This window comes from Kitasatospora sp. NPDC004745 (genome assembly GCF_042873275.1).
Classification (GTDB): Bacteria; Actinomycetota; Actinomycetes; order Streptomycetales; family Streptomycetaceae; genus Kitasatospora.
Map to the genome: position 1 here is coordinate 1 of NZ_JBIALK010000037.1, position 11,823 is coordinate 11,823.

Below are 11,823 nucleotides of genomic sequence, written 5' to 3' on the forward strand. Positions count from 1 at the left end.
TTCGGTCTGCCTTCCAGCAGGCCCTCCGGGCGCTTCGTTCTTTCGTGTTTCCAGCTTATCAGATGTTTTCCGCTCCGTTTTCCCGGAGTTTCATTCACCCGACCGGCTTTTTGCCTTTCGGCGCTCCCGAACTCTACCAGAGTTTTCCGGGCCGTTTTCCGCGGTCATTCCCGAATTCATATTCGAGAACTTCCGGCGGGGCCGTCCCGTGGGGCAACCCGGAGAACATTACGCACCGGGCTGCCCCACGTCAAACCGGGACCGGCCTGGCCCGCTCCTGCGGGGTGGCACCCCTCAGGAGCCGGCCCGGGCCAGGGACCAGGCCCTCACGGCATCAGACCTCGACGACGACCGGGAGGATCATCGGCCGGCGGCGGTAGTTGTCCGCCACCCACTTGCCGATGGTCCGGCGGACCAGCTGCTGGACCTGGCGCGGCTCCAGGACGCCGTCGCTCGCCGAGCGGTCCAGAGCCTCCTGGAGCTTGGCGACGACCGGCGCGAACGCGCTGTCCTCGATGCCGGAACCGCGGGCCTGGATGGTCGGGCCGCCCACGATCTTGCCGTTGGCCGAGTCGACCGCGACGAAGACCGAGATGAAGCCCTCCTCCCCGAGGATTCTGCGGTCCTTCAGCGAGGCCTCGGTGATGTCACCGACCGAGGCACCGTCCACGTAGACGTACCCGGCCTGCACCTTGCCGACGATGCGGGCGACGCCGCCCTCGAGGTCGACGCAGACGCCGTCCTCGGCGATGACCACGCGGTTGCGCGGCACACCGGTGGCGATGCCCAGGTCGGCGGCGGCGCGCAGGTGCCGCCACTCGCCGTGGACGGGCATCAGGTTGCGCGGCTTGCAGATGTTGAAGAAGTACAGCAGCTCGCCGGCCGAGGCGTGGCCCGAGACGTGCACCTTGGCGTTGCCCTTGTGCACGACCTTGGCGCCCCAGCGGGTCAGGCCGTTGATGACCCGGTAGACGGCGTTCTCGTTGCCCGGGATCAGCGAGGAGGCCAGGACGACGGTGTCGCCCTCGACGATGCGGATCTGGTGGTCGCGGTTGGCCATCCGGGACAGCGCGGCCATCGGCTCGCCCTGCGAGCCGGTACAGATCAGCACGACCTCCTTGTCCGGCAGGTCGTCCAGCTGCTTGACGTCGACGACCATGTTGCCGGGGACCTTGAGGTATCCGAGGTCGCGGGCGATGCCCATGTTGCGGACCATCGAGCGGCCGACGAAGGCGACCTTGCGCTTGTACTCGTGCGCGGCGTCCAGCACCTGCTGGATGCGGTGCACGTGGCTGGCGAAGGAGGCGACGATGATGCGCTTGTCGGCGTTGGCGAACACGTTCCGCAGCGCGGCCGAGATGTCCCGCTCGTGCGGGATGAAGCCGGGGACCTCGGCGTTGGTGGAGTCCACCAGCAGCAGGTCCATGCCCTCCTCCGCCAGCTTGGCGAAGGTCGGCAGGTCGGTGAGGCGGCCGTCGAGCGGCAGCTGGTCCATCTTGAAGTCGCCGGTGGCGACGACCATGCCCGCGGGGGTGCGGACCGCGACCGCGAGGGCGTCCGGGATGGAGTGGTTGACCGCGATGAACTCGCAGTCGAAGGGACCGATGCGCTCGCGCTGGCCCTCCTTCACCTCCAGCACGTACGGCCGGATGCGGTGCTCGGCGAGCTTGGCCTCGATCAGGGCGAGGGTCAGCTTCGAGCCGATCAGCGGGATGTCCGGGTTCTCCCGCAGGAGGAACGGTACGGCGCCGATGTGGTCCTCGTGGCCGTGGGTGAGGACGATGCCGTCGATCTTGTCGAGGCGGTCCCGGATGTAGCTGAAGTCCGGGAGGATCAGGTCCACACCGGGCTGCTCGTCCTCGGGGAAGAGGACGCCGCAGTCGACGATCAGGATGCGGTCCCCGTACTCGAAGACCGTCATGTTGCGGCCGATCTCGCCGAGGCCGCCGAGCGGAGTGATGCGGAGGGCGCCCTCCTTCAGGGCGGGGGGCGCGCCGAGTTCGGGATGCGGGTGACTCAAAAGACTCTCCTCACGACGCACGCCATATGTCCAGGGTCCTCCCCTGGAGACATATGGCGTGCGTTCTCAGTGTCGTTTTCCTACCGGGTCTGTGCTCTCGCGCCTTCGGTCCGGTCCAGCGGCGGGCCCGTGAGGGTCCGGCGAGCCGGGGCGCGCACGTCTGTGTCTGCTACAGGTGTACCCCGCCGGCGGCGAGATCCTTCGTCAATTGCGCGATCTCCTCGGGAGTCGCACCGACCAGGGGCAGCCGCAGCGGGCCGGCCGGGAGGCCCTGGAGCCCCAGTGCCGCCTTGGTGAGGATGACGCCCTGCGTGCGGAACATACCGCTGAACACCGGGAGCAGGCTCTGGTGGATCGCAGTGGCCTTGGCCACATCGCCGGACAGGTACGCGTCGATCATCGCACGCAGTTCGCCGGCCACCACGTGCCCGACGACGCTGACCACACCGGCGGCCCCGACGGAGAGCAGCGGCAGGTTGAGGACGTCGTCGCCGGAGTACCAGGCGAGGCCGGAACGGGCGATGGCCCAGGAGGCCGCGCCGAGGTCCCCCTTGGCGTCCTTGTTGGCGACGATCCGCGGGTGCTCGCCGAGGCGGACCAGCGTCTCGTGGGAGAGCGCGACGCCGCTGCGGCCCGGGATGTCGTAGAGCATGACCGGCAGGCCGGTGGCGTCGGCGATGTGCACGGTGTGCCGGTACAGGCCCTCCTGCGGGGGCTTGCTGTAGTACGGGGTGACGACCAGCAGGCCGTGGGCTCCGGCGGCCTCGGCCTGGCGGGCCAGTTCGGCGCTGTGGTGGGTGTCGTTGGTGCCGACGCCCGCGACCACGTGGGCACGGTCCCCGACCGCCTCCACCACGGCGCGGACGAGCTGGGCCTTCTCGGCGTCGCTGGTGGTCGGGGACTCACCGGTGGTGCCGTTGACGACGAGACCGTCGTTGCCGGAGTCGACGAGGTGCGTGGCGAGGCGCTGGGCGCCGTCGAGGTCGAGTCCGCCGTCGGCGGTGAACGGGGTGACCATCGCGGTCAGGACCCGGCCGAAGGGCGTCTGGGGGGTGGAGGTCGGAGCCATGCGTCCAAAGCTACTCGTAGGCGGTGGGGCGGTACCCACACCGGTCCAGGGTTCGGACATCGGGCAGGTGCCGTGAGCGGCCGAAACGGGCGGCGGCCGGACGGGGCCGGGCGGGGGGAACGGCGGAGGGGTGGGATCCCGGTGCTGCCCGCTCGGGGGTTCGGGCAGCACCGGGATCCGTGTTCACGAATGTAGGGAGCGGCCAGAAAAGCCGCAATCCAGACATGCCAGACACTCAGGCCATATGCCCATCGCCCCAGGTCAGGGGGCGACCCGGCCGTGCTTCTCGAAGGCCGCATGGGTGAGCGGCATCAGCCTCGCCCACTCCTGCTCCATCTGCTCGGCGACCATCTCGATCTCGCGCTGCGGGAAGGACGGCACCGCCGAGTTCTCCCGCTTGGTCCGCAGCGACAGGAAGTGCATCAGCGAGCGGGAGTTGCAGGTCGCGTACATCGAGGAGAACAGGCCGACCGGCAGCACCGCGCGGGCCACCTCGCGGGCCACGCCGGCCGCCAGCATCTCCCGGTAGCGGGCGTAGGACTCGCGGTACGCCGCCTCCATCGCCTCCGTGGTGGTGCGGTGCTGCTCCGGGGTGCCCTCGACGAACTCGTAGCGGCCCGGGCGGCCCTGCTGGACGAGCTTGCGCTCCTCCGCCGGGACGTAGAAGACCGGCTGCAGCTCGCGGTAGCGGCCGGACTCCTCGTTGTACGACCAGCCGCTGCGGTGCCGGTGGAACTCGCGGAACACGAAGATCGGCGCACTGATGAAGAAGGTCATCGAGTTGTGCTCGAAGGGCGTGCCGTGCCGGTCCCGCATCAGGAAGTTGATCAGGCCCGCGGACTTCTCCGGGTCCTCCCGCACCGCCTCCAGGGACTGCTCCCCCGCGGTCGAGACCCGGGCCGCCCAGATGACGTCCGAGTCGGCGGCGGCACTGCGGACCAGCTCCACCGTGACGTCGCTGCGGAAGCCGGGGACCGGCGCTTCGTCGCTCACGCGTTGCTCCTTGCGGGATCGGTGCTGTGCAGCCTGATGGCGTGCTGCATGGTCTTGCGGGCCCGCGGGGTGTCACCGGCGTCGGCGTACGCCACCGCGAGGCGGAACCAGACCCGCCAGTCGGCCGGCGAGGCCTCCGCCTCCGTCCGGCGCCGGGCGAACACCGCGTCGGCCGAGGCACGGTCGATCCGCCCGCCCCCGGTGCGCACCAGCTCGTCCACGGGCAGGCCGCCCTCGGCCTCGAGCTGCCGGGCGAGCAGCTCGCTGGCCCGGCCGAAGCGGACGGTCTGGCGCAGGAACCAGACGCCGATCACCGGGATCACGAAGGCGCACACCCCGATGCCGATGCCGAGCGGCTTGCCGGTGGCGACCAGCTGGACGCCCTCCCCCACGCAGATCAGGGCGACCAGCAGCAGCACGCCGGACAGGACGAAGAAACCGGTACGGGAGGTCATGACGCGCTCCTGGGGATCGGCACGGTCACAGGTCCAGGAAGTGCTCGAGGCCGAAGGTCAGCCCCGGGTGGTCGACGACCTTGCGGACGCCCAGCAGGATGCCCGGCATGAAGCTGCTGTGGTGCAGCGAGTCGTGCCGGATGGTCAGCGTCTCACCGGTGTCGCCGAACATCACCTGCTGGTGCGCGAGCAGGCCGCGCAGCCGGACGGCGTGCACCGGCACCCCGTCCACGTCGGCGCCGCGGGCGCCGGGCAGGCCGTGGGTGGTCGGGTCCTGCTGGGGCGGCCGGCCGGCCTCGGCGCGGGCCGCGGCGATCAGCTGCGCGGTGCGGGTGGCGGTGCCGCTGGGGGCGTCGGCCTTGCGGTCGTGGTGCAGCTCGACCACCTCGACCGACTCGAAGTACCGGGCCGCCGTCTGGGCGAACTTCATGCCGAGGATCGCACCGATGGAGAAGTTCGGCGCGATCAGCAGACCGAGCTCCGGTGCCCCGGCCAGCAGGCCGCGGACGGTGTCGAGCCGCTCGTCGGTCCAGCCGGTCGTGCCGGTGACCACGTGGATGCCGTGGTTCAGGCAGTAGTCGAGGTTGCCCATCACCGAGTCCGGGTGGGTCAGCTCGACGGCGACCTGGGCACCGGCCTCGGTCAGCTCCTGCGGCTTCGACCCGCGGCCGAGGGTGGCGACCAGCTCCATGTCCGGAGCGGCCTCCACCGCCTTGACCGCCTCGGAGCCGATCCGTCCCCTGGCGCCGATCACGGCGACACGCAGCGTCATAGCGGTAGTCCTCTCACACCAGCAGGTCGGCGAGCTTGGCCGCCCGCCTGTCGTTGACCGGGCCGATCAGCGCCAGCGACGGCCGGTACGCGCCCAGCACATCACGGGCCACCTCGTGCACGTCGTCCAGGGTCACGGCCGCGATCCGGCCCAGCATCTCGTCCACCGACAGGTGGTGGCCGTAGCTGAGCTCGGCCTTGCCGATCCGGTTCATCAGCGAGCCGGTGTCCTCCATGCCGAGCACGGTGGAACCGGAGATCTGGCCGATCGCGCGCTGCAGCTCCTCCTCGGTGATGCCCTCGGCGACCACCTTCGCCAGCTCGGCGCGGCAGATCCGCAGCACCTCCTCGACCCGCTTGGGCTGGCAGCCGGCGTAGATGCCGAACAGGCCGCTGTCCGCGTAGGAGGAGGAGTACGAGTACACCGAGTAGGCGAGGCCGCGCTTCTCCCGGACCTCCTGGAACAGCCGGGAGCTCATCCCGCCGCCGAGGGCGGCGTTGAGCACGCCCATCGCCCAGCGGCGCTCGTCGTGCCGGGGCACCCCGGGCACGCCCAGCACCAGGTGGGCCTGCTCGGTGGAGCGGTTGAGCACCTCGACCTTGCCGGCCGTGCGCAGCGCCTTGACGCCGCGGCGGGCCTCGGCGGGGGCCGCCTCCGAGCGGGCCAGCACCGGCGCGAAGGCCTGCTCGACCTGCTTGACGACCTTGCGGTGGTCGAGGTTGCCGGCCGCCGAGACGACCAGGTTCTCGGGCCGGTAGCGGCGGTGGTAGAAGCCGGCGATCTGGTCCCGGGTGAGCGCCTTGATGGTCTCCTGGGTGCCGAGGATCGGGCGGCCGAGCGGGCCGCTGCCGTAGATCACCCTGGCGAAGAGGTCGTGCACCACGTCGCCCGGGTCGTCCTCGGCCATCGCCATCTCCTCGAGGATGACGCCGCGCTCGGCGTCGACGTCCTCGGGGCGGATCAGCGAGCCGGTGAGCATGTCGCAGACCACGTCGATGGCCAGCGGCAGGTCGGTGTCCAGGACCCGGGCGTAGTAGCAGGTGTTCTCCTTCGCGGTGAAGGCGTTCATCTCGCCGCCGACCGCGTCCAGGGCCGCCGAGATGTCCAGCGCGCTGCGCCGCTCGGTGCCCTTGAAGAGCAGGTGCTCCAGGTAGTGGGTGGCGCCGTTGAGCTGCGGGGTCTCGTCCCGCGAGCCGACGCCGACCCAGATGCCGAAGGTCGCGGAGCGCACCGTCGGCAGGGTTTCGGTGACGACCCGCAGGCCGCCGGGGAGGACGGTGCGGCGCACCGTGCCGGCGCCGTCGACGCCCTTGAGCAGGGTCCGGGTGGTGCCGGGGCGCTGCTTCGCCGCCGGGGCCTGAGCCACGGGGGGTACCTCCAGAGGAAACGCGCGCGGGAACGCGCGGACGAACGCGGGGGCAACAGGGTGCGGCCCGCACGCCGGGAGGCGTACGGGCCGCAAGGGGTCAGCTAGCGGCGCTTCACTCGGAAGCGGCCTCGCCGCCCTCCTCGCCCTCGATGACGGGGATCAGGGAGAGCTTGCCGCGCGGGTCGATCTCGGCGATCTCGACCTGCACCTTGGCGCCGACGCCGAGGACGTCCTCCACGTTCTCGACGCGCTTGCCGCCGGCCAGCTTGCGGATCTGCGAGATGTGCAGCAGGCCGTCCTTGCCCGGCATGAGCGAGACGAACGCGCCGAACGTCGTGGTCTTCACCACGGTGCCCAGGTAGCGCTCGCCGACCTCCGGCATGGTCGGGTTGGCGATCTGGTTGATCGTGGTGCGGGCGGCCTCGGCGGCCGGGCCGTCGGCGGCACCGATGTAGATGGTGCCGTCGTCCTCGATCGTGATCTCGGCGCCGGTGTCCTCCTGGATCTGGTTGATCATCTTGCCCTTGGGGCCGATGACCTCGCCGATCTTGTCCACCGGGATCTTGATGGTGATGATGCGCGGCGCGTTCGGGGACATCTCGTCCGGGGAGTCGATGGCCTCGTTCATCACGTCGAGGATGTGCAGGCGGGCGTCGCGGGCCTGCTTCAGCGCGGCGGCGAGCACCGACGCCGGGATGCCGTTGAGCTTGGTGTCCAGCTGCAGGGCGGTGATGAAGTTGCGGGTACCGGCGACCTTGAAGTCCATGTCGCCGTACGCGTCCTCGGCACCCAGGATGTCGGTCAGCGCGACGTAGTGGGTCTCACCGTCGATCTCCTGGGAGATCAGGCCCATGGCGATGCCGGCGACGGCGGCCTTCAGCGGCACACCGGCGTTCAGCAGCGACATGGTGGAGGCGCAGACCGAGCCCATCGAGGTGGACCCGTTGGAGCCGAGCGCCTCGGAGACCTGGCGGATGGCGTACGGGAACTCCTCGCGCGAGGGCAGGACGGGGATGATCGCCCGCTCCGCCAGCGCGCCGTGGCCGATCTCGCGGCGCTTGGGCGAGCCCACGCGGCCGGTCTCGCCGACCGAGTACGGCGGGAAGTTGTAGTTGTGCATGTAGCGGCGGCGCGTCTCCGGGGAGAGCGTGTCCAGCTGCTGCTCCATGCGCAGCATGTTCAGCGTGGTGACGCCCAGGATCTGGGTCTCGCCGCGCTCGAACAGGGCCGAGCCGTGCACGCGCGGGATGGCCTCGACCTCGGCGGCCAGGGTGCGGATGTCGGTGACACCGCGGCCGTCGATGCGGACCTTGTCCTTGATGACGCGCTCGCGGACGATCTTCTTGGTCAGCGCGTTGTAGGCGGCGCTGATCTCCTTCTCGCGGCCCTCGAACTCGGGGAGCAGCTTCTCGGCGGCCAGCGCCTTGACGCGGTCCAGCTCGTTGTTGCGCTCCTGCTTGCCCGGGATGGTCAGGGCCTGGGCGAGCTCGTCCTTGACGGCGGCGGTCAGCGCGGCGAGGACGTCGTCCTGGTAGTCCAGGAAGACCGGGAACTCGCCGGTCGGCTTGGCGGCCTGGGCGGCGAGCTGCGACTGGGCGGCGCAGAGGACCTTGATGAACGGCTTGGCGGCGTCGAGACCGGCCGCGACGACGTCCTCGGTCGGGGCCTCGGCACCGTCGCCGACCAGCTTGATGGTCTTGTCGGTGGCCTCGGCCTCGACCATCATGATCGCGACGTCGCCGTCCGGCAGGACGCGACCGGCGACGACCATGTCGAAGACGGCCGACTCCAGCTCGCTGTGGGTCGGGAAGGCCACCCACTGGCCCTTGATCAGCGCGACGCGGACGCCACCGATCGGGCCGGAGAACGGCAGGCCCGCCAGCTGGGTGGAGGCGGAGGCGGCGTTGATCGCGACCACGTCGTACAGGTGGTCGGGGTTGAGCGCCATCACGGTGACGACGACCTGGACCTCGTTGCGCAGGCCCTTGACGAAGGACGGACGCAGCGGGCGGTCGATCAGGCGGCAGGTGAGGATCGCGTCCTCGGAGGGCCGGCCCTCGCGACGGAAGAACGAGCCGGGGATGCGGCCCGCGGCGTACATCCGCTCCTCGACGTCCACGGTCAGCGGGAAGAAGTCGAAGTGCTCCTTCGGCTGCTTGGACGCGCTGGTGGCCGACAGCACCATGGTGTCGTCGTCCAGGTAGGCCACGGCGGAGCCGGCGGCCTGACGGGCCAGGCGGCCGGTCTCGAAGCGGATGGTACGGGTGCCGAAGGAGCCGTTGTCGATCACGGCCTCGGCGTAGAACACGTTCTCTTCCACCTGGAAGATCTCCTCTTTCGTACGTCTCCGGGAGAGCGTCCCCGCGTACTGCCTGCCGGCCGACCGGGTCCTCCCGTCAGGGAGGCCGGCAGTCGGGCCGGTCTTCGATCGAAGCCTCCGGGGCTCCCCGCTCGTCCGGCGGGGTTTCCGGGGGCCACTACCGAGGACCGGCGCCTCACGGCTGCCGGGCCGGGGCGGGCGGTCCGCGTCTGGACGCTCTCTCGGATGCGGGCGGCTTCCGTTTGAAGCCTTCGGCCCGCGGGGGTTCGGGTCCTTGTGCCCGGGTGGCGCGCTGGTGCGCCATCACCCGGCATGCCCACAACCCTACGGTGCAATCCTCGGGCACCCGGGGAGGTGCGCGCGAGTTGTTATGTCCGGGCGCCGCGGTTCGAACACCGCGGCATACGCGCGAGGGGCGGCTCCCCGGTGTGGGGAGCCGCCCCGAGCGGCGGTCTTAGCGGGCGCCGCCGGCGGCACCACGACGGATGCCCAGGCGGTCGACGAGCGTACGGAAGCGCTCGATGTCCTTCTTGGCCAGGTACTGCAGCAGGCGGCGACGCTGGCCGACCAGGATCAGCAGGCCGCGGCGCGAGTGGTGGTCGTGCTTGTGGGACTTCAGGTGCTCGGTCAGGTCCGAGATGCGACGGGAGAGCATGGCCACCTGGACCTCGGGGGAGCCGGTGTCGCCCTCCTTGGTGCCGAACTCGGCGATGATCTGCTTCTTGACGTCAGAGGCGAGAGCCACTGCAACTCCTTCGGGGTCTACCGAGCGGTCCTGGTCGACAGCACAGGACTCAGTGAGAACTCGGTGTCGTACGGGCGCGGCCGGCGGTCTGCGACCCAAGGGGGCGGACACACGGCTGCGCTCGAAGGCCAAGCGTACCAGTGCCGCCCACGCCACCGGTCGGCGGGCCGGGGCGGGCGGCGGCGGAGGGGTGCGGGCCGGTCAGCCGGTGGCACCGCGGACCAGCCGGTAGACGTCCAGCACGGCGAGCGCGAGCGGGACCAGCGAGATCAGCGTGAGGCTGTCGACCAGGTCCAGGATGCGCCCCCAGAACGGGGAGACGCCCAGCCGGGGCACCACCAGGGCGATCGCGGTGAGCAGCGCGGCACCGAACGCGATCGAGGCGGCCAGCCAGACGGTGCGCAGGTCGACCTGGGCGGCGCTGGTGGCGCGCAGGACGTACTGCGGGGTGTGCAGGGACAGGCCGACGATCAGCAGGGAGAGGCCGAGCAGCCCGGCGATGGTGAGGCTGAAGACCTGCGCGGTGTAGCGGAACAGCCGGGCGCGCAGCATGGTGGCGATCCCCAGGGCGAGCGCGAGCAGCTCGGGGAAGGTCCGGTCGGTGAAGCCGAGCACCACGCAGGAGCCGACCACGACCGCGGCGCAGCCGCCGACCAGGCCGACCAGCACCTCGTGGCCGCGGCGGGCCTGGTGGGCGATCCGCTCGTACTGGACGGCCTCGGCGCGCTCCGCCTCCTCGTCGTAGTCGCGGCTGCGGGTGCGCGTCTGGCCGGGGGCGCTGAAGCCGACGGGCAGCCGGGCGAAGCGGGCGGACAGGCCGGGCAGGAAGCCGACGGCGGCCACCGCGGCGACGCCGGTGACGGCGGCGATGTGGCCCGCCGGGGTCTCCGGCAGCAGGACGGCGGCGAAGGTGGCGAGCGCACCGGCGGCGGCGACCAGCGCGGCGGCGACGAACACCGCGTCCTGCTCGGGCAGCAGGCCGACCAGCAGCACGGCGACGACCAGGACGGTGACGCAGCCGGCCAGGAACTGGAGCCGGCCGGGGCCGTCCCACGGGTGGGTGACGGCGATCAGCCCGCTGCCGCCGATCATGGCGTGCGGCAGGGCGCCGAGGCCGAGCGCCAGGGCGGCGTGGGCGTCCTGGTAGACCCGGGCGCGGACGCCGGCCAGTGCGGTGAGGACGACGGCGGTGACGCCGGCCAGGACGCCGGGCAGGCCGTGCATGTCGTGGCGCAGGTCGGAGAACCAGAGCGCGAAGCCCAGCAGGGTGAGCAGGAGCCCGGCGCCGATCAGGCCGAAGGCCCGCATCAGCTCGGCGCTCCAGAACCGGCGGTCGGCCTCGACGGCGCTGGCGATGGCGTCGGCGACGTCGTCGTAGACGGCCGGCGGGAGCGACTCGGCGAAGGGGCGCAGCGCGAGCAGGTCGCCGTCGCGGACCTGCTGGGCGGCGAGCGGCAGGCCGCTGTCGAGGACGGTGCCGTCCCGGCGGACCAGGTGGAAGCCGGTGGGGGCGCCGTCGGGCTGGGACTGGTTGGCCAGCCGGAGCACCTCGGGGTAGACGTCCGCGAGCGGGACGTCCTCGGGCAGGGCGACGTCGATCCGGCGGTCCGGGGCGACGACGGTGACCCGGCAGTAGCCGGTCGCGGCGGCGCTGCTCATGCCCGCCCCCCGCTCCGCCCGGCGGGTGCTCCGACGACGGGCCCGCGCTGCTCGCTCATGCCCGCACCTCGATCCTTCGACGCACTGGGCGCTCCCCCTCGTTGACGGTGCCGCGGCACGGCGGCACTCGGTGTGGCTGCTGCGCGGGCGTCCGGTCGTCCGTGAACGGGCCCGGCCGGGCCGCCGGTTGGCGCGGCGTTACCCTACCCGCTCGCTCCGTGCCCGGCGGCGGCGCGGGGCCGGGGCCGGCGGCCGGTGCGGGGCCTGGCGGGGGCGGCGGCGACGACCGTTAGGATCGGCGCCTGCGCACGGTACGGGGCGGCGGGCCCGACCCGGTACCTGCGGTCGGCGGAGCGGGGGCGGCGCCGTGCAGGCGCGTCCTCACCCGTGGTGAAACCCGTACGAGCCGTGCGGGTCCAGT

9 protein-coding genes are annotated in these 11,823 nt (G+C 71.6%); all 9 read right to left on the reverse strand.

Features of this window, described 5'->3' with window-relative positions; genetic code table 11:
* Positions 1-334 precede the first annotated feature (334 nt).
* The 9 genes from ACFYUY_RS36460 to eccD all read right to left on the reverse strand — a co-directional run bounded on the left by ACFYUY_RS36460 (position 335) and on the right by eccD (position 11,402).
* Positions 335-2,020, reverse strand: coding sequence for a ribonuclease J (locus ACFYUY_RS36460; protein ID WP_387907356.1), 1,686 nt, complete (start codon positions 2,018-2,020; stop codon positions 335-337).
* Positions 2,021-2,189: 169 nt separating this feature from the next.
* Entirely contained in the window at positions 2,190-3,089 is a 900-nt protein-coding gene (dapA, locus tag ACFYUY_RS36465; RefSeq protein ID WP_360214392.1) for a 4-hydroxy-tetrahydrodipicolinate synthase, read from the reverse strand.
* Positions 3,090-3,350: 261 nt separating this feature from the next.
* On the reverse strand, positions 3,351-4,082 hold the full coding sequence (gene thyX / locus ACFYUY_RS36470) for an FAD-dependent thymidylate synthase (protein ID WP_360214394.1): 732 nt from the start codon (positions 4,080-4,082) through the stop codon (positions 3,351-3,353).
* Positions 4,079-4,537, reverse strand: a complete 459-nt coding sequence (locus tag ACFYUY_RS36475) for a tetratricopeptide repeat protein (RefSeq protein WP_360214396.1) — start codon at positions 4,535-4,537, stop codon at positions 4,079-4,081. Before ACFYUY_RS36475 ends, thyX begins: the two co-directional genes overlap by 4 nt.
* Positions 4,538-4,562: 25 nt before the next feature.
* Positions 4,563-5,309 (reverse strand): 4-hydroxy-tetrahydrodipicolinate reductase, encoded by a 747-nt coding sequence (dapB, locus tag ACFYUY_RS36480; protein ID WP_360214398.1) that lies wholly within the window; start codon positions 5,307-5,309, stop codon positions 4,563-4,565.
* Positions 5,310-5,322: 13 nt separating this feature from the next.
* Positions 5,323-6,675, reverse strand: a complete 1,353-nt coding sequence (locus ACFYUY_RS36485) for a pitrilysin family protein (RefSeq protein ID WP_360214400.1) — start codon at positions 6,673-6,675, stop codon at positions 5,323-5,325.
* Between the two features lie 115 nt (positions 6,676-6,790).
* Positions 6,791-8,998, reverse strand: a complete 2,208-nt coding sequence (locus ACFYUY_RS36490; RefSeq protein WP_360214402.1) for a polyribonucleotide nucleotidyltransferase — start codon at positions 8,996-8,998, stop codon at positions 6,791-6,793.
* A gap of 454 nt (positions 8,999-9,452) precedes the next feature.
* Complete coding sequence (gene rpsO, locus ACFYUY_RS36495) at positions 9,453-9,743, reverse strand: 30S ribosomal protein S15 (RefSeq protein ID WP_360214403.1); 291 nt, start codon at positions 9,741-9,743, stop codon at positions 9,453-9,455.
* Positions 9,744-9,944: 201 nt separating this feature from the next.
* Entirely contained in the window at positions 9,945-11,402 is a 1,458-nt protein-coding gene (eccD, locus tag ACFYUY_RS36500; RefSeq protein WP_387907362.1) for a type VII secretion integral membrane protein EccD, read from the reverse strand.
* Positions 11,403-11,823: the final 421 nt, after the last annotated feature.